At 51.9% G+C, this 19,800-nt stretch carries 23 protein-coding genes and 1 pseudogene; 14 read left to right on the forward strand and 10 right to left on the reverse strand.

Annotated elements, in window-relative coordinates; all coding sequences use genetic code 11:
- The first annotated feature begins 41 nt into the window (after window positions 1-41).
- Both H0248_RS14275 and H0248_RS14280 read left to right on the forward strand, forming a co-directional pair.
- Window positions 42-800: a FadR/GntR family transcriptional regulator gene (locus tag H0248_RS14275; RefSeq protein ID WP_180786421.1), complete on the forward strand. Its 759-nt coding sequence runs from the start codon at window positions 42-44 to the stop codon at window positions 798-800.
- An 83-nt stretch (window positions 801-883) separates the two neighbouring features.
- Window positions 884-1,571, forward strand: a pseudogene (locus H0248_RS14280) (IS6 family transposase).
- Window positions 1,572-1,689: 118 nt separating this feature from the next.
- Here H0248_RS14280 and rpsI read toward each other — a convergent pair.
- The 3 genes from rpsI to zapE form a co-directional block, all read right to left on the reverse strand.
- A complete protein-coding gene (gene rpsI / locus H0248_RS14285; RefSeq protein ID WP_010280182.1) occupies window positions 1,690-2,082 on the reverse strand; it encodes a 30S ribosomal protein S9 in 393 nt (130 codons plus the stop codon).
- 15 nt (window positions 2,083-2,097) lie between these two features.
- Window positions 2,098-2,526, reverse strand: a complete 429-nt coding sequence (gene rplM / locus H0248_RS14290; protein ID WP_005975488.1) for a 50S ribosomal protein L13 — start codon at window positions 2,524-2,526, stop codon at window positions 2,098-2,100.
- 237 nt (window positions 2,527-2,763) lie between these two features.
- Complete coding sequence (gene zapE, locus H0248_RS14295) at window positions 2,764-3,915, reverse strand: cell division protein ZapE (protein WP_180786453.1); 1,152 nt, start codon at window positions 3,913-3,915, stop codon at window positions 2,764-2,766.
- 221 nt (window positions 3,916-4,136) lie between these two features.
- Between zapE and zapG the strand changes: the two genes are divergently transcribed.
- From zapG to degS, 3 genes are all read left to right on the forward strand, one after another.
- Window positions 4,137-4,541, forward strand: coding sequence for a Z-ring associated protein ZapG (gene zapG, locus H0248_RS14300; RefSeq protein WP_180786422.1), 405 nt, complete (start codon window positions 4,137-4,139; stop codon window positions 4,539-4,541).
- A gap of 260 nt (window positions 4,542-4,801) precedes the next feature.
- On the forward strand, window positions 4,802-6,172 hold the full coding sequence (gene degQ, locus H0248_RS14305; RefSeq protein ID WP_180786423.1) for a serine endoprotease DegQ: 1,371 nt from the start codon (window positions 4,802-4,804) through the stop codon (window positions 6,170-6,172).
- A gap of 214 nt (window positions 6,173-6,386) precedes the next feature.
- Complete coding sequence (gene degS / locus H0248_RS14310; protein ID WP_180786424.1) at window positions 6,387-7,484, forward strand: outer membrane-stress sensor serine endopeptidase DegS; 1,098 nt, start codon at window positions 6,387-6,389, stop codon at window positions 7,482-7,484.
- 106 nt (window positions 7,485-7,590) lie between these two features.
- Here degS and murA read toward each other — a convergent pair whose 3' ends face one another.
- From murA to mlaF, 7 genes are all read right to left on the reverse strand, one after another.
- Window positions 7,591-8,853 (reverse strand): UDP-N-acetylglucosamine 1-carboxyvinyltransferase, encoded by a 1,263-nt coding sequence (gene murA / locus H0248_RS14315; protein WP_180786425.1) that lies wholly within the window; start codon window positions 8,851-8,853, stop codon window positions 7,591-7,593.
- A gap of 83 nt (window positions 8,854-8,936) precedes the next feature.
- Entirely contained in the window at window positions 8,937-9,191 is a 255-nt protein-coding gene (gene ibaG, locus H0248_RS14320; RefSeq protein ID WP_010280170.1) for a BolA family iron metabolism protein IbaG, read from the reverse strand.
- Window positions 9,192-9,325: 134 nt separating this feature from the next.
- Window positions 9,326-9,616, reverse strand: a complete 291-nt coding sequence (gene mlaB / locus H0248_RS14325; protein ID WP_010280168.1) for a lipid asymmetry maintenance protein MlaB — start codon at window positions 9,614-9,616, stop codon at window positions 9,326-9,328.
- A gap of 13 nt (window positions 9,617-9,629) precedes the next feature.
- Complete coding sequence (gene mlaC / locus H0248_RS14330) at window positions 9,630-10,259, reverse strand: phospholipid-binding protein MlaC (RefSeq protein ID WP_180786426.1); 630 nt, start codon at window positions 10,257-10,259, stop codon at window positions 9,630-9,632.
- Between the two features lie 12 nt (window positions 10,260-10,271).
- A complete protein-coding gene (gene mlaD, locus H0248_RS14335; RefSeq protein WP_180786427.1) occupies window positions 10,272-10,838 on the reverse strand; it encodes an outer membrane lipid asymmetry maintenance protein MlaD in 567 nt (188 codons plus the stop codon).
- Between the two features lie 4 nt (window positions 10,839-10,842).
- On the reverse strand, window positions 10,843-11,625 hold the full coding sequence (gene mlaE / locus H0248_RS14340) for a lipid asymmetry maintenance ABC transporter permease subunit MlaE (protein ID WP_180786428.1): 783 nt from the start codon (window positions 11,623-11,625) through the stop codon (window positions 10,843-10,845).
- Between the two features lie 7 nt (window positions 11,626-11,632).
- Window positions 11,633-12,445 (reverse strand): phospholipid ABC transporter ATP-binding protein MlaF, encoded by an 813-nt coding sequence (gene mlaF / locus H0248_RS14345; protein WP_180786429.1) that lies wholly within the window; start codon window positions 12,443-12,445, stop codon window positions 11,633-11,635.
- Window positions 12,446-12,858: 413 nt separating this feature from the next.
- Between mlaF and H0248_RS14350 the strand changes: the two genes are divergently transcribed.
- From H0248_RS14350 to ptsN, 9 genes are all read left to right on the forward strand, one after another.
- Window positions 12,859-13,824 carry a calcium/sodium antiporter gene (locus H0248_RS14350; RefSeq protein WP_180786430.1) on the forward strand — a complete coding sequence of 322 codons (966 nt, stop codon included), beginning with the start codon at window positions 12,859-12,861 and terminating at the stop codon, window positions 13,822-13,824.
- Window positions 13,825-13,877: 53 nt separating this feature from the next.
- Complete coding sequence (gene kdsD / locus H0248_RS14355; RefSeq protein ID WP_180786431.1) at window positions 13,878-14,969, forward strand: arabinose-5-phosphate isomerase KdsD; 1,092 nt, start codon at window positions 13,878-13,880, stop codon at window positions 14,967-14,969.
- 19 nt (window positions 14,970-14,988) lie between these two features.
- Complete coding sequence (gene kdsC, locus H0248_RS14360; protein WP_180786432.1) at window positions 14,989-15,555, forward strand: 3-deoxy-manno-octulosonate-8-phosphatase KdsC; 567 nt, start codon at window positions 14,989-14,991, stop codon at window positions 15,553-15,555.
- Entirely contained in the window at window positions 15,552-16,118 is a 567-nt protein-coding gene (gene lptC, locus H0248_RS14365; protein ID WP_180786433.1) for an LPS export ABC transporter periplasmic protein LptC, read from the forward strand. The genes kdsC and lptC overlap by 4 nt, the downstream gene beginning before the upstream one ends.
- Window positions 16,099-16,665 carry a lipopolysaccharide ABC transporter substrate-binding protein LptA gene (lptA, locus tag H0248_RS14370; RefSeq protein WP_180786434.1) on the forward strand — a complete coding sequence of 189 codons (567 nt, stop codon included), beginning with the start codon at window positions 16,099-16,101 and terminating at the stop codon, window positions 16,663-16,665. Before lptC ends, lptA begins: the two co-directional genes overlap by 20 nt.
- A gap of 3 nt (window positions 16,666-16,668) precedes the next feature.
- Window positions 16,669-17,394, forward strand: coding sequence for an LPS export ABC transporter ATP-binding protein (gene lptB, locus H0248_RS14375; RefSeq protein WP_010296638.1), 726 nt, complete (start codon window positions 16,669-16,671; stop codon window positions 17,392-17,394).
- A gap of 49 nt (window positions 17,395-17,443) precedes the next feature.
- Entirely contained in the window at window positions 17,444-18,877 is a 1,434-nt protein-coding gene (gene rpoN, locus H0248_RS14380; protein ID WP_180786435.1) for an RNA polymerase factor sigma-54, read from the forward strand.
- 23 nt (window positions 18,878-18,900) lie between these two features.
- Window positions 18,901-19,188 carry a ribosome hibernation promoting factor gene (hpf, locus tag H0248_RS14385; protein WP_180786436.1) on the forward strand — a complete coding sequence of 96 codons (288 nt, stop codon included), beginning with the start codon at window positions 18,901-18,903 and terminating at the stop codon, window positions 19,186-19,188.
- 95 nt (window positions 19,189-19,283) lie between these two features.
- On the forward strand, window positions 19,284-19,757 hold the full coding sequence (gene ptsN, locus H0248_RS14390; RefSeq protein ID WP_039279069.1) for a PTS IIA-like nitrogen regulatory protein PtsN: 474 nt from the start codon (window positions 19,284-19,286) through the stop codon (window positions 19,755-19,757).
- Window positions 19,758-19,800: the final 43 nt, after the last annotated feature.

Here is a 19,800-nt window from a genome sequence, read left to right on the forward strand (position 1 = left end):
TATATTGTATGACGTTTCTAAACTGACTACGGATACCTATATTGAGCATAAAATCCATTCAAAAACAGAATGTTGTAAATGAAATTTATGATCAGATAAGCGGAAAATTGCTGGATGGTAGTTGGGCGCCAGGTAGCCGTTTACCCTCAGAAGCCGAGCTCGCCACCTCATTTAACGTCAGCCGAGTCAGCGTTCGCAGCGCGGTGCAACGTTTTCGTGATCTGGGAATTGTTGTGACCCGGCAGGGCAGCGGCAGCTATGTGAGCGAAAACTTCACGTCTCAGATGTTGAGTAACGATCCCCGCCCGATCATGCATCTTAGCCGCGAAGAGTTTCACGATATGATGATTTTCCGTCAGACAGTGGAGTTCAAATGCGTGGAGCTCGCAGTTACACACGCCACCGCTGACGACATCCGCCAGCTAGAAGACGCACTGAACAGTATGCTGATCAACAGAGGCGACTACAAAAAGTATTCGGAAGCGGACTACGAGTTCCATCTGGCGATTGTCAGGGCATCGCACAACAGCGTTTTTTACAACGTGATGAGCTCGATTAAAGACATCTATTACTACTACCTTGAAGAGCTTAACCGTGCGCTCGGTATCACCCTCGAGAGTGTGGAGGCTCATATCAAGGTCTACATGTCGATCAAAAATCGTGATGCCAGTACGGCGGTAGAAGTGCTCAATGAAGCAATGTCAGGAAATATTATTGCCATCGAAAAAATCAAATCAACAGATACAGCAGCTATAAAAGATCCGCCAGTTGCAGACTCAACTGGCGAAATGAATCAGTAGGCAGTACCTAACGGATAAAAGGGTTCTGTTGCATTAAGCGTTAGCTCAGGTAATATGCTGTTTTTTCACAATGTTGCCTGACCATGTCTCTGATCAAAAGATCCTTTAAACGCCTGCATTACCCCGTCGATGTCATTGCTCAGTGTGTTCGCTTGTATCTGGCTTATGCCCTGATCCCCGCGATCTGGAAGAGATGATGGCTGAGCGCGGCATCCTCGCTGACCATTCCACACCTCATCGTTGGGTTATCCGCTTGGTGCCACAACTGGACCAGGCCTTTCACCGTCATAAACGTCCCGTGGGACGCCGCTGGCGAATGGATGAGACATACATTAAAGTTAAAGGGCAATGGAGATACCTGCACTGGGCAGTGGGCCAGACGATTGATTTTCTGCTGACGGCGAAACGGGATACTGCAGTTGCACTGAGCTTTTTCAAAAAAGCCATACATCACCATGGCGAACCGGAAGTCGTCACCCTTCATAAAAGTGGCGCTAATATACAGCGGCTCTGACCACACTCAATAGCGATAAAGCGGATGAAGAGACCATTACGGTCAAGCAGTGTAAATGCCTGAATAACTTTGTTGAGCAGAAGCACCGAAACATCAAACGTCGAACACGCTCGATGCTGGGATTCAAATCGTTTCGATGGGCACAGACAATTCTGGCTGGCATCGGGCTGCTCCACATGATAGGTAAAAGGCAATATCAACATCCGGAAGGTGATGGAATGTCACCTACAGAACAGTTTTATTTACTGGTGGCCTGAACAATCGACAACGCCAATTTTTGCTGGCTTGCCCCCGCTAATGCGACAAAGCCAAATAAAAAACCCGGTGACCAGCACCGGGTTTTTTGCATTGATTTCGCTGCAAAGCAGCCAGAAATTAACGCTTGGAGAACTGAGGACGACGACGTGCTTTACGCAGGCCGACTTTCTTACGTTCAACCTGACGAGCATCACGAGTAACGAAACCAGCTTTACGCAGTTCGCTACGCAGAGACTCATCATACTCCATCAGAGCGCGGGTGATACCGTGACGGATCGCACCAGCCTGACCAGAGATACCACCACCTTTAACGGTGATGTACAGATCAAATTTACCAACCATGTCGACCAGTTCCAGCGGCTGACGAACTACCATGCGGGCAGTTTCGCGACCGAAGTACTGTTCCAGACTACGCTGGTTGATAACGATGTTACCGTTGCCCGGTTTGATGAACACGCGAGCGGCGGAGCTTTTGCGGCGACCAGTGCCGTAGTATTGATTTTCAGCCATTGCCTATAATCCCGATTAAATGTCCAGAACTTGCGGTTGCTGTGCCGCGTGATTGTGCTCGGTGCCCGCGTAAACTTTCAGTTTACGGAACATAGCACGACCCAACGGGCCCTTCGGCAGCATGCCTTTAACCGCGATTTCAATCACACGCTCAGGACGGCGGGCAATCATCTCTTCAAAGGTCGCTTGTTTAATACCACCGATGTGACCGGTGTGATGATAATAAATCTTGTCAGTACGCTTGTTGCCAGTTACAGCAACTTTGTCAGCGTTCAGAACGATGATGTAATCACCCGTATCAACGTGCGGAGTGTATTCCGCTTTATGCTTGCCGCGCAGACGACGAGCCAGTTCAGTAGCGAGACGGCCTAAAGTTTTACCGTTCGCATCAACAACGTACCAGTCGCGTTTTACGGTCTCTGGTTTAGCTGTAAAAGTTTTCATTAAAAGCTTACCCAATAATTAGTTACACGTTGGTGAACACCCAAACGCTCGAAAACAGTTGAGGCTCACACGACCATCAAGTCCAGCAAACCTACCCCTTCGAATAGCCATTGCCGGCACTATAAAGTTTTTGGGAAAAAAACTTTGTTGTAACGTGGGGTCGCAAGATTATAGAGAAGTCATTCTCAAAGATCGACCTTTTTTCACACGCAAATGACTAAAAAACCGCAGCCTGCGTTACGCCAAATGCGGCTGCCGTAAGTACTCTTCGCTTTGCATTTCCTGCAAACGGGATAAACAGCGCTGGTATTCAAATTTCAGGTGATCTCCCTGATAGATCTCAAACATCGACGCCTGCGCAGAAATAATCAATTTGATACGGCGATCGTAGCACTCGTCCACCAGTGCCAGAAAACGGCGAGCGGTGTTCTCTTCCTTCGTTTCCATCACCGTCACATTGTGCAACAGCATCGTGTGATAGAGGCGCGACAGTGCGATGTAATCATTCTGGCTACGCGCTTCGGTGCACAGCGTGTGGAAATCAACCGCCAGCACGCCGTCACTCGCGCCAAGTGTCGATAACGGACGATGATTGATCTCCAGCACTGGCCCCGGCGTCTGCCACGGTTTCCCGGTCAGACGGGTAAACATCTGCTGCATCACAGCATCCGTCTCTTCATTCAGCGGCGAGAGATAAAGGTGTGCCTGCGTCAGCGTACGCAGACGATAATCGATACCCGCATCAACATTACGCACTTCGCAATACTGCTTAATCAGCTCAATCGCAGGCAGAAAACGCGCGCGTTGCAGTCCATTACGGTAGAGGTCGTCTGGCGGAATATTCGACGTCGCCACCAGCGCAATACCACGAGCAAACAGCGCTCGCAACAGCTCAGCCAGCAGCATCGCATCGGTAATGTCAGAGACGAAAAATTCATCGAAACACAGCACATCCGTTTCGGCTTTAAAACCGTCGGCCACTTTCTCCAGCGGATTTTCCTGTCCCTGAAACTGGTTCAGTTCTTCATGCACACGCAGCATAAAACGATGAAAATGCAGGCGCATCTTGCGTTCGGCAGGCAAGCTGTGGAAAAACATATCCATCAGCCAGGTTTTACCGCGCCCGACGCCGCCCCACATGTACAGCCCTTGAACCGGCGCGGATTCCCGTTTATTACGCCGCCCCAGCCAGCTACGCCATTTCCCCACGCGCTCGGATGCGCCCGCATCGCCATCAGCAGCGCGTTCACATAACGCCTGATGTATCGCCTCCAGTCGCACAACGGTTTGCCGCTGCACCTCGTCCGGCTGATATTCACCAGCGGAAAGCGCCTGCTGATAAAGCGCCAAGGGTGTTGTTTGCTGTTGTGTTGTCTGTGGAATAACCATAGCCATCGCAATCCCTGAGAAAAAAGTTAGTCGTGTTTTGCTGTGTGTTGTCGTCGATTTAAGCCGTAATCGTCGCAGTTAACAACCTTGATGTCTGCGGTAGGTCAACATTCCTTTCTGTCATCGAGTATCAGGATTCCACTCAGGCAAGGTTAACGGTTATAGTGACTATTATTAAGTGAAAAACCCTACGGGACAACGACGTCAAAATAGGAGCTATTATGACTTGGGAGTATGCGCTGATAGGTTTAGTTGTAGGTATTATTATTGGTGCTGTAGCCATGCGCTTTGGTAACCGTAAGCTGCGGCAACAGCAGGTATTGCAGAATGAGCTGGAGAAAAGCAAAACCGAACTGGAAGATTATCGTCAGGAATTGGTGGGTCACTTCGCCCGCAGTGCGGAGCTGTTGGATAACATGGCGGATGATTATCGTCAGCTTTATCAACACATGGCGAAAAGCTCCAATAACCTGTTACCTCATGTTCCCGGTCAGGATAATCCGTTTAAATATCGTCTGACCGAATCAGAAGCGGATAACGATCAGGCGCCGGTGAACATGCCGCCGCGCGATTATTCCGACGGTGCATCAGGCCTGCTGCGGGGCGAACGCACGATTCGCAAGTAATTCATTCAATTACCTTAAGCGTGGGGCTTTCTGTCTCACGCTTTCCCCTCTCTTGTTCTACGCTTAAAACGCTTGTACGTTTAAGATGCGTACCGCAGGCTGCCATCGTCCGATCACGCATTAAAAACGCGATAGTTACAATATGCTGACGAAACAGCAGTGAACTTTACACATTGATCGCCAGTCTGACTCTTCACCGTGTCTTTAAGTTTATATATCATCGTTTTATTCATCCGCAGGCCGTGAGAGAGTTAATAACAATGAAAAAAACATCATTACTATTTAGTGCACTGGCAATGAGTATAGGTTTGACCCTGTCCACGCTTCCCGCTGCAAATGCTGCGCTGCCTGCCGTGGTTCAAGGTCAACAGATGCCAAGTCTGGCCCCGATGCTGGAGAAAGTCTTGCCAGCCGTCGTCAGCGTGCATGTTGAAGGTACACAGGTACAGCGTCAGCGCGTACCGGAAGAATTCAAGTTCTTCTTTGGCCCTAACTTCCCGACGGACAAACAAAATTCTCGCCCGTTTGAAGGACTGGGCTCTGGCGTCATTATTGATGCCGCAAAAGGTTACGTGCTCACCAACAATCACGTGATCAATAACGCCGACAAGATCCGCGTCCAGCTTAATGACGGACGTGAGTATGAGGCGAAATTGATTGGGCGTGATGAGCAGACCGATATCGCCCTGCTACAGCTGAATGACGCCAAGAATCTGGTCTCTGTAAAAATGGCCGATTCCGATCAACTGCGCGTCGGTGATTTTGCCGTTGCTGTGGGCAACCCGTTCGGCCTTGGTCAGACTGCGACGTCTGGTATTATCTCCGCACTGGGACGTAGCGGCCTGAATCTTGAAGGGTTAGAAAACTTCATCCAGACCGATGCGTCCATCAACCGCGGTAACTCCGGTGGTGCGCTGGTTAACCTCAACGGTGAGCTGATCGGTATCAACACCGCGATCCTAGCGCCGGGCGGCGGAAACATCGGTATCGGTTTCGCGATCCCTAGCAACATGGCCCAGAATCTGGCGCAGCAGTTGGTTGAATTTGGCGAAGTGAAACGCGGGCTGCTGGGCATTAAAGGCAGCGAGATGACGTCAGAAATGGCGAAAGCCTTCAACGTCGACGCGCAGCGCGGTGCCTTCGTCAGTGAGGTCTTACCGAAATCTGCCGCAGCCAAAGCCGGTATCAAGGCGGGCGATGTGTTAACAACGCTGGATGGTAAATCCATCAGCAGCTTTGCCGAACTGCGGGCCAAAGTCGGCACCACCGCGCCGGGCAAGACCGTGAAAATCGGCCTGCTGCGTGATGGTAAACCGCAGGAAGTTTCCGTCGTGTTGGATAACAGCTCATCGGCATCAACCAGCGCTGAAACGCTTTCACCGTCATTGCAGGGAGCTTCTCTGACTAATGGCCAATTGAAAGACGGCAGCAAAGGTGTACAGATCGATAACGTTGCTAAGGACACCCCTGCGGCACAGGTCGGTCTGCAAAAAGGCGATGTCATCATCGGCGTGAACCGCGAGCGTATTGAAAACATCACGCAACTGCGCAAACTGCTGGAAGCGAAGCCTTCCGTTCTGGCCTTGAATATCGTCCGAGGCGAAGAAACGATTTATCTTCTGCTACGTTAATCGCTTGCCGTCTTTTTCGGCAGCTTAACTGGCCAGAACATCGCTAATGTTAAAAAATTTCTGGGAGAAATTTTTAACGTTGCATTAGCAACGGCCCGTAAAGGTGGCAGCCAAGGATGGCACGCCATAAAAAATTGGACACCGAGCCATGCGGTGTCCGAACTTCTCGTGATATCCTCCTCTTATCTCCCTTTTTCCACAGTAAATCACGGCTATGCTTGCTAAGTTATTACGTTCAGCGCTCTTTGGTGCCCTCGTCGCCGGTATTATTCTGGCCGTACTGCCCTTTGTTGGGTCTGGCACGTCGTTTCTGAAAGGCAATGACAAAAATAGTGATGGTTTGCCCATAAGTTACCATCAGGGAGTCAGCCATGCAGCGCCTGCTGTGGTGAACGTTTATAACCGCGTTGCAAAAGAGGGGAAACCCAATGAAGTCGCCATTCATCCTCTCGGATCCGGCGTCATCATGAATGAAAAAGGGTACATTTTAACCAACAAGCATGTGATTAATAACGTGCAACAAATCCAGATAGAGCTATCAGACGGCAGGCTGTACGAAGCCCGCGTGATCGGTTCCGATAGCCTGACTGATCTGGCCGTGTTGCAAATTGACGGCATCAATCTGCCCGTTATTCCGATAAATCCAGACCGCATACCGCACGTCGGCGATGTCGTGATGGCAATCGGCAACCCTTATAATCTGGGGCAAACCGTCACGCAGGGCGTCATCAGCGCCACTGGCCGCGTCAGCCTTAGCACTTATGGTCAGCAAAGAAGCCAGGTAGGACGCCAAAACTTACTGCAAACCGATGCGTCAATTAACCACGGGAATTCCGGTGGTGCGCTCGTCAATACGCTCGGTGAGTTGGTCGGTATTAACACCCTCTCGTTTGATAAAAGTAGCAACGGCGAAACGCCGGAAGGCATTAGCTTCGCCATTCCCGTGGCGCTGGCAACCAAGGTGATGGGCAAGCTCATCCGCGATGGCCGCGTGGTCCGTGGCTATATTGGCGTCAACGGCGTACAGATCGAGAATATTGAGAACAGCACGCTGACCAACAATCGTGATGCGCAGGATCGGTTAAGCGGGATTCTCGTTCAGACTATCGACCCCGGTGGACCGGCGGATAAAGCGGGTATTCGTGTCGAAGACGTCATCGTTAGCGTGAACAATAAGCCTGCGCGCTCGATTATTGAAACGATGGAACAGGTTTCGGAAATACGTCCCGGCACTGTCATTCCGGTCACGATTGTGCGTGATAAAAATCAAATCACACTACAAATGACGATTCAGGAATTCCCTACCCAATAGCGGCAGTCAGGTCGGTGATAAAGTCACATCGGCAGGTAAACAAGAAACCGGGTGGGAACCCACCCGGCTGACAAACCTAATTGTGAAGATAAACCAGCTAAAACGCTTACTCGTGCTCTTTAACGCGCTCGATATTCGCACCTAACGCACGCAGCTTATCTTCGATGCGGTCATAGCCACGATCGATGTGATAAATACGATCGACTATCGTCACACCTTCCGCGATACAACCGGCTAATACCAGACTGGCTGACGCACGTAAGTCGGTCGCCATCACCTGCGCCCCAGACAGCTTATCAACGCCGTGGCAAATCACCGTGTTGCTCTCAATTTCCGCCTGTGCGCCCATACGGATAAGCTCAGGCACGTGCATGAAGCGGTTTTCGAAGATGGTTTCGGTAATCACGCCCGTCCCTTCCGCAACAAGATTCAGCAGGCTGAACTGCGCCTGCATATCGGTCGGGAACCCCGGATGCGGCGACGTGCGAACGGTAACGGCTTTTGGACGCTTACCGTGCATATTCAGGCTGATCCAGTCTTCGCCAATTTCGATCTCCGCGCCCGCTTCGCGCAGCTTAGCCAACACCGCATCCAACGTATCAGGACGAGTATTGCGACACATAATTTGACCACGAGATACCGCAGCCGCGACTAGGAATGTCCCAGTCTCAATACGGTCAGGCACCACGCGGTAGACACCGCCGCCCAGACGCGCAACGCCTTCAATGGTGATTTTATCCGTGCCTGCACCGCTGATTTTCGCACCCAGCGTATTCAGGAAGTTTGCCGTATCGACAATCTCTGGTTCACGCGCGGCGTTCTCAATAATCGTGGTGCCTTCCGCCAGCGTCGCCGCGCTCATGATGGTGACCGTGGCACCCACGCTCACTTTATCCATCACGATGTGCGCACCTTTCAGGCGGCCATCAACCGTTGCTTTGACATAGCCTTCTTCCAGTACGATCTGCGCACCGAGCTGCTCAAGGCCATAAATGTGCAAATCTACTGGGCGCGCGCCAATCGCACAGCCGCCGGGCAGCGAGACCTGGCCTTGACCAAAACGCGCCACCAGCGGCCCTAAAGCCCAAATAGAGGCGCGCATGGTTTTCACCAGATCGTACGGCGCACAAAACACGTTTACCTCGCTGGCATCCACATGGACGGAACCGTTACGCTCAACGCGCGCACCCAACTGACCAAGCAGCTTCATGGTGGTATCAATATCGCGCAGTTTAGGTACGTTCTGAATTTCTACCGGCTCTTCTGCGAGTAGCGCAGCGAACAGGATGGGCAACGCAGCATTCTTGGCGCCAGAAATGGTCACTTCCCCCGCTAAGCGGGTTGGGCCCTGAACACGAAATTTATCCATAGTCTTTGTATCTCAATGTCTTAATGCAATATGTCGTCACACTGATACCGGTAGTTTATTCCCACTTGCACGGGGAACAATACTTAGAAGCCGTTCAGTTTACGGTCGCGTTGCCACTCTTCCGGCGTATAAGCCTTGATCGACAACGCATGAATACGGTTATCCGCGATGTACTCCATCAGCGGCGCATAAACGGCCTGCTGTTTTTTGACTCGGCTCATTCCAGCAAAAAGTCCGCCCACTACGATGACCTGAAAATGACTGCCATCACCAGAAACATGGGCTTCTTCCAGTGCTAATGCGTTCATCAGCACGTCTTTAATTTCGTTATTTTCCATCGCTCTCGATTTCTATGTCAGGGGGAGATGATTTACAGGGAGGTATCTTAGATGAATATGACGCTATCTTAAACAAAGATTACGCCCCTTCAGACGATGCCTAAAGGGGGGAATCCGGTAACCCGCGTTACCGTTTAAGACACAGGAATGATTTCATTCAGGTTATAGAGCGCAATGAGCGTTTTTAGCCGATCGCTGGCACCGACAATCGTTATCTCTCCGCCTGAAGACGGTTGCTGATAAACGTGCATCAGCAATGCTAACCCAGCAGAATCAACACGGTTTAATCCAGACACATCCAGCGTCGTTTTACCCGCCAGCAACGATTCACGCTGCTGCCAAAACGGTAACAACGTTTCACGATCCAGATCGCCCGTTAACGCCAGCGTTGATTCCTGTGCCTGCCAGTTCAATGCGTTCGCCATGTTCGTACCCAAATTACTTTTTCTGATCCAACGTGATGGTCTGCTTCGCCGAGGATTCCAGCTGTTTAGTCAGGCCATCCACGCCGTTCTGACGCAATATTGCCGCCCACTCGTTCTGCTTGGTGGTGATCATACTGACACCTTCGGCAATCATGTCGTACGCCTGCCAGTTACCGGTTTTACTGTTCTTACGCCATTGGAAATCCAGACGTACCGGGGGACGGCCGCCGTTATCAATGATGGTGACGCGAATAGAAACGATATCGGCATCGCCCAGCGGTTTCTCAGGGGCAATCTCATAGGTCTGCCCGTTATACATCGCTAGCGCCTGGCCGTAAGCCTGCTCCAGATAGGCTTCAAACGCTTTGAAATAGGCATCACGCTGTGCCGGTGTCGCATCTTTGTAGTAACGACCGAGAACCAGCGCACCGGCGTATCTCACCTGAACATACGGCAGCAGCTCTTCACGCACGACGGTACGCAAATAATCGGGGTTTTGTTTGATATTTGGCTGTTCACTCTTTAAACGATCAAAGGTTTTTTCCGCCGTTTCGTTCATTAAACGATAGGGATTCGTTTGATCCGCCGCGTTGGCTAATGGCGCGACCACCAGTAAAGCCACCATCAGTAAACGTTTAAACATGCAGATATCCTCTTATGGATGTGAAGGAACAGATTCGTTGTTGTGCTCAGGCATGGCCGCAGAATCGGCACCCGGTTCCGTACCCGATTGATCCGCATTATCCTCGCTATTGCCACCGCTCTTATATAGGAATTGACCGATGAGGTCTTCAAGCACCATCGCTGACTTGGTGTCCTGAATCACACCCCCGTCTTTCAGAATCGTCGTGCCCATATCCTCATCTTCAAACCCGATGTTCAATGCCAGATACTGCTCGCCCAGCAAGCCAGAGGTACGAATAGCCAGAGAGCTGGTATCAGGAATATGATCGTAGCGCTGCTGAATATCCATCGCCACACGTGGCAGGTACGTTTTCTCGTCCAGTGAAATATCCGCTACGCGGCCAACCACGACGCCGCCAATGCGGATCGGAGAACGCGCTTTCAGCCCGCCAATGTTGTCAAACGTCGCATACAGACGATACGTCGGCTCGCTACCAATCGATTTAAGATCGGCGACTTTGAGGCATAAAAAGAGGATGGCAGCCAGCGCGATCAACATAAACACACCAACCCAGACTTCAGTTTTCTTTGTTTGCATCGACTCAGTTCCCAAACATCAGTGCTGTCAGCACAAAATCCAATCCCAGCACTGCTAACGACGAGTGCACGACGGTTCGGGTCGTTGCACGGCTGATCCCTTCAGACGTCGGGATCGCGTCATAGCCGTTAAACAGTGCAATCCAGGTCACGGTAATCGCAAATACGATACTTTTAATCACGCAGTTCAAGACATCCTGACGCCAGTCAACCGCGCCCTGCATGGCAGACCAAAAGAACCCACTGTCGATGCCTTTCCAGTCCACACCAACCAGCGCGCCGCCCCAAATACCCACCGCGACAAAAATAACCGCCAGCAGCGGCATGCTGATTAACCCTGCCCAGAAGCGCGGTGCGACAACGCGGCGCAGCGGATCGACCGCCATCATCTCCATGCTGGAGAGCTGCTCAGTTGCCTTCATCAGGCCAATTTCTGCCGTCAGCGCGGAGCCCGCACGGCCTGCGAACAGCAATGCCGTCACCACCGGGCCAAGTTCACGCAGCAGCGACAGTGCCACCATCATGCCCAAGCTGGCCTCAGCGCTGTAAGTCGTTAGGACAAGATAGCCCTGTAACCCCAGCACCATGCCGATAAAGAGGCCGGAAACCATGATGATAAGCAGCGACTGCACGCCCACGCTGTAAAGCTGTTTCACCAACAGCGGCCACTGTTTTCTGAATTCGGGTTTACCCACCAATGCATTAAACAGCATCAGCCCAGCGCGCCCAAACGAGGCACTGGTGGAGATTCCCTGACGCCCCAACGACGCCAACGTCCGTAATAACATGACTGCGTTAACCCCCTGAACCGAGCAGCGACGTTTTATAGTCGCCGGCTGGAAAACGGAAAGGTACTGGCCCGTCGGCGATACCATCCAAGAACTGACGAACCTGCGGGTCACTGTTTGCCCTCAGTTGGTCCGCTGTCCCTTCCCCGATCACCCGCTTATCGGCCACGATATACGCGTAATCGGCAATGCTCATCACCTCCGGCACATCGTGAGAAACCACAATGCAGGTCACGCCCAATGCATGATTCAACTCATCGATGAGCTTCACCAGTGTCCCGAGCGTAATCGGATCTTGCCCGACAAAAGGTTCATCAAACATAATCAGTTGCGGATCGAGCGCGATGGCTCTCGCCAACGCCGCGCGCCGCGCCATGCCGCCGGAAAGCTCCGCTGGCATCAGTGTCGCCGCACCGCGTAGTCCCACCGCCTCCAGCTTCATCATGACGATGCTACGCAACAGTTCTTCCGGCAGTTTGGTATGTTCACGCAGCGGCCAGGCGACATTATCAAACACGTTCAAATCGGTGAATAACGCACCGGACTGAAACAACATGCTCATTTTCTTGCGCGCGTGGTACAACTCACTGCGCGACAACGTCGGGATATTCTCGCCATCAAACCAGATTTCGCCGCTGTCCGGCGGTAGCTGTCCGCCAATCAGGCGCAACAACGTGGTTTTACCGATACCGGAAGGCCCCATGATCGCGGTGACCTTGCCTTTAGGCACATTCAACGTGATGTCCGTAAAAATCTCTCGCTCTCCGCGCCGAAAGCTAAGACCACGGATCTCGACCAGATTAGTTGCCTCATGGTTCATTATTTCCATTCCTTACCCATCAGTACGCTCATAAAGAGATCTTTCGCTCCAGCCTAACGGCTGGCTTTCATCAAGGTGCGAGTTTTACAAAAACTTACCGTAAGTTCTTGTCCAAAATGGCGGCACAAATCGTTACTGGGTTTTACTTATCGCGACAGGTTTTACTTTTTCGCCAAGCACCGTCAGAATTAGCACTCATCACAGAAAATGCTTTTTGTGCGAAAATCGTCCAGAAATACTGACTTATTCGACAAGAGGCCGGTGATTATACACTAAATAATTCGAGTTGCAGGAAGGCGGCGGCGCAGTGAATCCTCAGGAGCTTACACCAGTAAGTGACTGAGGTGAGCGAGTATAGCCAACGCACATGCAGCTTGAAGTATGACGGTATATATCCTATTAAAGGACGCTGCATGCTTTTTGCAACACTACTCTTGTTCGTTGGTTTGCTATTACTGGTTTACGGTGCCGATCGTCTTGTCTATGGTGCCGCCGTGCTTGCGCGTTCTCTTGGCTTACCGCCCTTCGTTATCGGCATCACCATTGTCGGCTTCGGCACCTCGCTACCCGAGCTGATCGTTTCGGTTACCGCTGCGTTGAACGATCAGAACGATATGGCCGTCGGTAATGTTCTGGGTTCCAATATCACCAATATTTTACTCATTCTCGGCAGCGCGGCACTCATTCGCCCGCTAACGGTACATTCGGCCATCCTGCGCCGGGAATTGCCGCTCATGTTATCCGTCACTGTATTGTGCGGCGTTTTACTGCATGATAGCTACCTGAGCCGCACCGACGGCATCATGCTGCTCTTTGCCGCTATTCTGTGCCTGGTGTTGATACTTCGCATGGCACAACGGGCGCAGCGGGAAGGCGGCGATAGCCTGACACGCGAACAACTGGCGGAACTCCCACAGGATGACAGCAGCCAGATGGTCGCCGTGCTGTGGTCGATTCTCGGCGTGATTATTTTACCCATGGCCGCTCGTATGGTGGTGGATAACGCTACCGTCATTGCACGCTACTTCGATATCAGTGAGTTGACTATCGGGCTGACCATCTTGGCGATTGGTACCAGCTTGCCTGAGCTTGCTACCGCTATCGTCGGGACGCTGAAGAAAGAAGATGATATTGCGCTGGGCAACCTGATTGGCTCGAACATTTTTAATATTGCTATTGTGCTGGGTGTACCGGCTCTGCTCTCACCGGGCGCACTGAACCCTCAGGCTTTTCAGCGCGACTATTGGGTCATGCTGGCGGCGAGCGTGCTGTTAACCGCACTGTGCCTCAGCAAAAAACGCCGTATAGAACAAGGCGCAGGCGCATTATTATGCTGCGCGTTCATCGCCTATCTGACGGCTCTGTTCTTTTTTTCATAAGAGCCTGTTTTTCATAAAATGCTCTGTTTTTCATCATAATCAGGACTATTGGTATGTCACAGTTTGAACAAGATGCTCATCTAAAACAGCAGTCTGACCGTGCACTATCCGATCATACACCACGAGTCGATCATGGCTCACAAACCGGCCATAGGTTACAAAAGGCTCATGAACTACCAGCCGATTTCGACTTCCAACAAGCGGGCAAGCAAGTACTGAGTATTGAGCGCGATGGGCTTGCGCAATTAGACCAGTACATTGATGACAACTTTACACTTGCCTGCAAAAAGATATTCGATTGCCAGGGCAAAGTGGTCGTGATGGGAATGGGCAAATCCGGTCACATCGGCTGCAAGATTGCCGCAACCTTCGCTAGCACCGGTACGCCTGCTTTTTTTGTTCATCCAGGCGAAGCCAGCCACGGTGACCTCGGTATGGTGACGCCGCACGATATCGTGATCGCCATTTCCAACTCTGGCGAGTCACATGAAATTCTGTCGCTGATTCCGGTTCTGAAACGCCAGAAAGTGTTCCTGATCTGCATGACCAGCGCACCAGAAAGTTCGATGGGCAAGGCTGCGGATATTCACCTGTGCGTTCACGTCCCGCAGGAAGCCTGTCCGCTCGGTCTGGCACCCACCACCAGCACCACGGCAACGCTGGTCATGGGAGACGCGCTGGCGGTGGCGTTGTTACAGGCGCGCGGCTTTACTGCCGAAGATTTCGCCCTTTCTCACCCTGGTGGCGCACTCGGCCGCAAACTTTTATTGCGCGTCAGCGATATCATGCATTCGGGTGATGAGATTCCCCATGTCCCACACGATGCCTCGCTGCGTGATGCGCTGGTGGAAATTACGCGCAAAAATCTGGGTATGACGGTAATCTGCGAGGCGGATATGAAAATTCAGGGCATCTTTACCGATGGTGACCTGCGCCGCATCTTCGACATGAATATTGACTTGAACAGCGCGCGCATTGCTGATGTGATGACCGCAGGCGGCATCCGGGTCGCACCGCAAACGCTGGCGGTGGATGCACTTAACCTGATGCAGTCGCGCCACATCACCTCAGTGCTGGTGGCAGAAAACGATCGTCTGGTCGGGATCGTCCATATGCACGATATGCTGCGGGCTGGCGTGGTTTAAAAAGAAAGGATAATAGTGAATGAGTGAAGTCAGGGCGCAAACCGATACCTGCTATGGACCTGTCGATCAACAGGTACTGGATAAAGCCCGTGAGGTTCGCCTGTTAATTTGCGACGTTGACGGCGTGATGTCAGATGGTCTGATTTACATGGGTAATCACGGCGAAGAGTTGAAGGCCTTTAACGTCCGCGACGGCTATGGCATTCGCTGCTTGCTGACGTCCGATATTGAGGTTGCCATCATTACCGGCCGTTCAGCAAAACTGCTGGAAGATCGGTGTAAAACGCTGGGCATTAACCATCTTTATCAGGGGCAATCGGATAAGGTTTTGGCCTTCAACGATCTGTTGGATAAACTGTCAGTAACAGCAAATCAGGTGGCGTATATCGGCGACGATATGATCGACTGGCCAGTGATGGCACAGGTCGGGCTAAGCGTTGCCGTGGCAGACGCCCATCCACTGCTGTTACCACGTGCAAATTATGTCACCCGCATTGCGGGAGGCCGTGGCGCAGTACGTGAGCTGTGTGATTTGATTCTGTTCTCGCAGGACAAGCTGGAGCATGCCAAAGGGTTGTCAATATGAGTACAACCAAGCGTTGGCTCACCACTTTTCTGGCCCTGTTAGCGCTTATCCTCATCGGCTGGAATATTGCGGATAACGACAGGGTAACAGTACCGGATGAAAACGACCCCGCCGTGCCAGTTTATACCAGTGAAAAGACGAGTACGCAGGTATACAGCCCCGCGGGTAAGCTGAGCTACAGACTGATTTCGGAAAAAGCGGAGTATTTTAACGACGAGCAGTTGAGTTGGTTTACCAAGCCTGTTGCCACGCTATTCAATGAACAAGGCACTGCAACCTGGTCAGTACGTGCCGATCGCGCCAAGCTGACCAAAGACAAGATGCTCTATCTGTACGGCAACGTTGAGGTGAATAGCCTGACGAAAGACGCACAGCTTCAGCGCATCACAACGAATAATGCCCAGGTGAATCTGGTCACGCAGGACATCTCTTCCGATGATGAAGTCACCCTGTACGGCGCCAGCTTCACGTCAAGCGGAATGAAAATGCGCGGAAATCTGCGTAACAAAACGGCCGAGTTGATCGAAAAGGTAAAAACCTCTTATGAAATCCAAAACCAATAATCTGATGCGTAACACCCTGATCGCCAGCTCGCTGTTCGCCGTCAGCGTTTCCGCCTTTGCCGTGACCGGCGATAGCAATCAACCTATTCATATTGATTCAGCACAGCAATCTCTGGACATGCAGGGCAACACGGTGACCTTCACCGGTAATGTTGTCGTGAAGCAAGGCACGATTGAAGTAAAAGCCGACAAGGTCGTCGTGACGCGCCCACAGGGCACGCAAGGCAGTGAAGTGGTGGAAGGTTACGGCAACCCTGTGACGTTCTACCAGATGCAGGACAACGGCAAACCGGTAAAAGGTCACGCGCAGAAAATCCGCTACGAGCTGGCCACTGACTTTCTGGTGCTGACGGGCAATGCTTATCTGGAACAGCAGGACAGCAATGTCAAAGGTGATCGCATCACTTATCTGGTGAAGCAGCAGCAAATGGAAGCGACCAGCGACAAAGGAAAACGCGTGACGACGGTGTTGGTCCCTTCTCAGCTTCAGGAGAAAGAGAACAAGAGCAAGCCTTCTCGTTCTCAGCAACCACGGGTCACTGAATAAGTTATGGCAACATTAACCGCAGAAAATCTCGCCAAGGCGTACAAAGGCCGTAAGGTCGTGGAAAACGTCAGTCTCACGGTGAATTCCGGTGAAATCGTCGGCCTGCTTGGGCCGAACGGTGCTGGCAAAACGACAACGTTCTACATGGTCGTGGGCATTGTTCCGCGTGATGAAGGACGTATCGTCATCGACGATGACGACATCAGCCTGCTTCCTTTGCACGAACGCGCGCTGCGCGGCATCGGCTATCTGCCGCAGGAAGCCTCTATCTTCCGTCGCTTAAGCGTTTATGACAATCTGATGGCGGTGTTACAGATCCGTAAAGATCTGACGACCGAACAGCAGGAAGATCGTGCCAATGAGCTAATGGAAGAATTCCATATTATTCATTTGCGCGATAGTCTGGGACAATCGCTGTCCGGTGGAGAAAGACGCCGCGTAGAGATTGCGCGTGCGCTGGCAGCGAATCCGAAGTTCATCCTGCTGGATGAACCGTTTGCGGGCGTAGACCCGATCTCCGTACTGGATATTAAAAAAATCATTGAGCATCTGCGTGACAGCGGGCTTGGCGTGTTGATTACCGATCATAACGTCCGCGAAACGCTTGATGTCTGTGAACGAGCCTATATCGTGAGTCAGGGCAACCTGATCGCCCACGGTTCACCGACTGATATTCTGGCCGATGAACAGGTGAAACGCGTCTATCTGGGCGAAGGCTTCCGACTCTGATAGGGTAATATCTTCTCTTTGCAGTACTTATGGGACGTTAGCGCGATTTATGAAGCAAGGTTTGCAACTCAGGCTTAGCCAGCAACTGGCCATGACTCCACAGCTCCAACAGGCGATCCGCCTGTTGCAACTGTCCACGCTTGAATTGCAACAGGAGATTCAACTGGCGTTAGAAAGTAATCCGTTGCTCGAACAAACGGATCAGCACGACGAAATCGAGTCATTTGAAAAGGCAGACAGCGATTCGCTGGATACCGGCGAAGCCCTTGAACAAAGAGATATGCCGGAAGAATTACCGCTCGATGCCACCTGGGATGAAATCTACTCCGCAGGCACGCCGTCGGGCACTGGCACCGACTATCGCGATGAAGAACTGCCGATTTATCAAGGTGAAACCACGCAAACGCTTCAGGATTACCTGATGTGGCAGGTTGAGCTAACGCCGTTTTCCGACACCGACGCGGCTATCGCGACCTCTATCGTCGATGCCGTCGACAACACCGGTTACCTGACCGTACCGTTGCAGGACATTCTTGACAGCATCGGTGACGACGACGTGACGCTGGAAGAGGTTGAAGCCGTACTCAAACGCGTGCAGCGCTTCGATCCCGTTGGCGTCGCCGCTCGCGATCTGCGTGATTGTCTGCTGGTGCAGCTTTCCCAATTCGCCGACGACACGCCACGCCTGACCGAAGCGCGCCTGATCGTCAGCGATCATCTCGATCTGTTAGCCAACCATGATTTCCGCAGCCTGATCCGCGTTACTCGTCTGAAAGAAGAGGTGCTGAAAGAAGCGCTGGCGCTGATCCAATCGCTCGATCCCCGTCCGGGACAATCGATCAACACCGGTGAATCCGAATACGTGATTCCTGACGTGCTGGTACGTAAAGTTCAGGGGATCTGGACCGTCGAACTGAACACCGACAGCATACCTCGGTTGCAGATTAACCAGCAGTATGCCGCGCTGGGTAACAGCGCACGCAACGACAGCGACGGGCAGTTTATCCGCAGCAATCTGCAAGAAGCCCGCTGGCTCATCAAAAGCCTGGAAAGCCGTAATGACACGCTGCTGAAGGTCACCCGCTGCATCGTCGAACAGCAGCAGGATTTCTTCGAGCAGGGCGAAGAATTCATGAAGCCCATGGTACTGGCAGACATCGCTCAAGCGGTGGATATGCATGAATCCACCATCTCACGCGTGACGACACAGAAGTTCCTGCACAGCCCGCGCGGCATTTTTGAGCTAAAATATTTCTTCTCCAGCCACGTTAATACCGATAGCGGCGGAGAAGCCTCGTCAACGGCAATCCGCGCGTTGGTGAAGAAGCTTATTGCAGCGGAAAACCCCGTGAAGCCACTGAGCGATAGCAAGCTTACGGCGCTGCTCTCCGATCAGGGCATCATCGTGGCACGTCGAACCGTGGCAAAATACCGAGAGTCTTTATCTATCCCACCATCGAATCAGCGTAAACAACTGGTTTGATCTCAACAGAGAAGGAAGACACTATGCAGCTCAACATTACCGGACAACACATCGATATCACTGAACCACTACGTGATTTTGTGAATGGCAAGTTTGCCAAATTAGAGCAGTATTTTGACCGGATTAATCAGGTCAATGTGGTATTGAGAGTGGAAAAAGTTCAGCAAATTGCCGAGGCCACGCTCCACGTAAATGGCGGCGAGCTGCATGCAACCTCAGAGGCGGTAGATATGTACGCCGCAATAGATTTATTGATTGATAAGCTGGCGAGACAGCTCAATAAGCATAAAGATAAACTCAAGCAGCACTAATTTTCTCCTTTGCCATTTGGCAAAGGACAAACTCGGCCCATCCATCGGGTGGGTCGGGATCACCAGAAGTGAAAGCGTCGTTAAGTGAAAATAAAATGAACCACGATCCCGTATTGCAGCTCAGCACCGTACTACGTCCTGAGTGCACCCGAAGCACCGTCCACTGCCAGAGTAAGAAACGGGCATTGGAAATTATCAGTGAGCTGGCCGCCAGGCAGCTTAACATTCCTTCGCAGATTATCTTTGATGCCATCCTGACCCGGGAGCGGATGGGCAGCACGGGAATCGGCGGCGGCATTGCCATTCCTCACGGTAAGCTGGAAGATGATAATGCGCTGGGTGCCATCGGTGTTTTCATCCAATTAGAGCAACCGATCGCTTTCGATGCCATTGATAATCAGGCCGTTGATCTGCTTTTTGCCTTGCTGGTTCCAGCGGAACAATGTAAAACCCATTTGCATACCCTGTCGCTTGTTGCCAAGCGGCTGGCGGATAAAACGGTTTGCCGACGCCTGCGTGCGGCGCAAAGCGATGAAGAGCTGTACCAGATTATGACGGAAGCCGGTTAAGCCGGATGGTTGTCATGTTCACGATGACGGGCGATTCGCCGTG

It is taken from the genome of Pectobacterium brasiliense, from assembly GCF_013449685.1.
Taxonomy (GTDB): Bacteria; Pseudomonadota; Gammaproteobacteria; order Enterobacterales; family Enterobacteriaceae; genus Pectobacterium; species Pectobacterium brasiliense_A.

Coding starts and splice junctions, on each gene's coding strand:
- lptC (WP_180786433.1), top strand. CDS start 15,552: ATGAGTACAACCAAGCGTTGGCTCACCACTTTTCTGGCCCTGTTAGCG.
- zapG (WP_180786422.1), top strand. CDS start 4,137: ATGACTTGGGAGTATGCGCTGATAGGTTTAGTTGTAGGTATTATTATT.
- mlaE (WP_180786428.1), bottom strand. CDS start 11,625: ATGTTATTACGGACGTTGGCGTCGTTGGGGCGTCAGGGAATCTCCACC.
- mlaF (WP_180786429.1), bottom strand. CDS start 12,445: ATGAACCATGAGGCAACTAATCTGGTCGAGATCCGTGGTCTTAGCTTT.
- murA (WP_180786425.1), bottom strand. CDS start 8,853: ATGGATAAATTTCGTGTTCAGGGCCCAACCCGCTTAGCGGGGGAAGTG.
- rplM (WP_005975488.1), bottom strand. CDS start 2,526: ATGAAAACTTTTACAGCTAAACCAGAGACCGTAAAACGCGACTGGTAC.
- ptsN (WP_039279069.1), top strand. CDS start 19,284: ATGAACCACGATCCCGTATTGCAGCTCAGCACCGTACTACGTCCTGAG.
- mlaC (WP_180786426.1), bottom strand. CDS start 10,259: ATGTTTAAACGTTTACTGATGGTGGCTTTACTGGTGGTCGCGCCATTA.
- kdsC (WP_180786432.1), top strand. CDS start 14,989: ATGAGTGAAGTCAGGGCGCAAACCGATACCTGCTATGGACCTGTCGAT.
- zapE (WP_180786453.1), bottom strand. CDS start 3,915: ATGGTTATTCCACAGACAACACAACAGCAAACAACACCCTTGGCGCTT.
- H0248_RS14350 (WP_180786430.1), top strand. CDS start 12,859: ATGCTTTTTGCAACACTACTCTTGTTCGTTGGTTTGCTATTACTGGTT.
- rpoN (WP_180786435.1), top strand. CDS start 17,444: ATGAAGCAAGGTTTGCAACTCAGGCTTAGCCAGCAACTGGCCATGACT.
- degS (WP_180786424.1), top strand. CDS start 6,387: ATGCTTGCTAAGTTATTACGTTCAGCGCTCTTTGGTGCCCTCGTCGCC.
- degQ (WP_180786423.1), top strand. CDS start 4,802: ATGAAAAAAACATCATTACTATTTAGTGCACTGGCAATGAGTATAGGT.
- lptA (WP_180786434.1), top strand. CDS start 16,099: ATGAAATCCAAAACCAATAATCTGATGCGTAACACCCTGATCGCCAGC.
- ibaG (WP_010280170.1), bottom strand. CDS start 9,191: ATGGAAAATAACGAAATTAAAGACGTGCTGATGAACGCATTAGCACTG.
- rpsI (WP_010280182.1), bottom strand. CDS start 2,082: ATGGCTGAAAATCAATACTACGGCACTGGTCGCCGCAAAAGCTCCGCC.
- hpf (WP_180786436.1), top strand. CDS start 18,901: ATGCAGCTCAACATTACCGGACAACACATCGATATCACTGAACCACTA.
- kdsD (WP_180786431.1), top strand. CDS start 13,878: ATGTCACAGTTTGAACAAGATGCTCATCTAAAACAGCAGTCTGACCGT.
- mlaB (WP_010280168.1), bottom strand. CDS start 9,616: ATGGCGAACGCATTGAACTGGCAGGCACAGGAATCAACGCTGGCGTTA.
- mlaD (WP_180786427.1), bottom strand. CDS start 10,838: ATGCAAACAAAGAAAACTGAAGTCTGGGTTGGTGTGTTTATGTTGATC.
- lptB (WP_010296638.1), top strand. CDS start 16,669: ATGGCAACATTAACCGCAGAAAATCTCGCCAAGGCGTACAAAGGCCGT.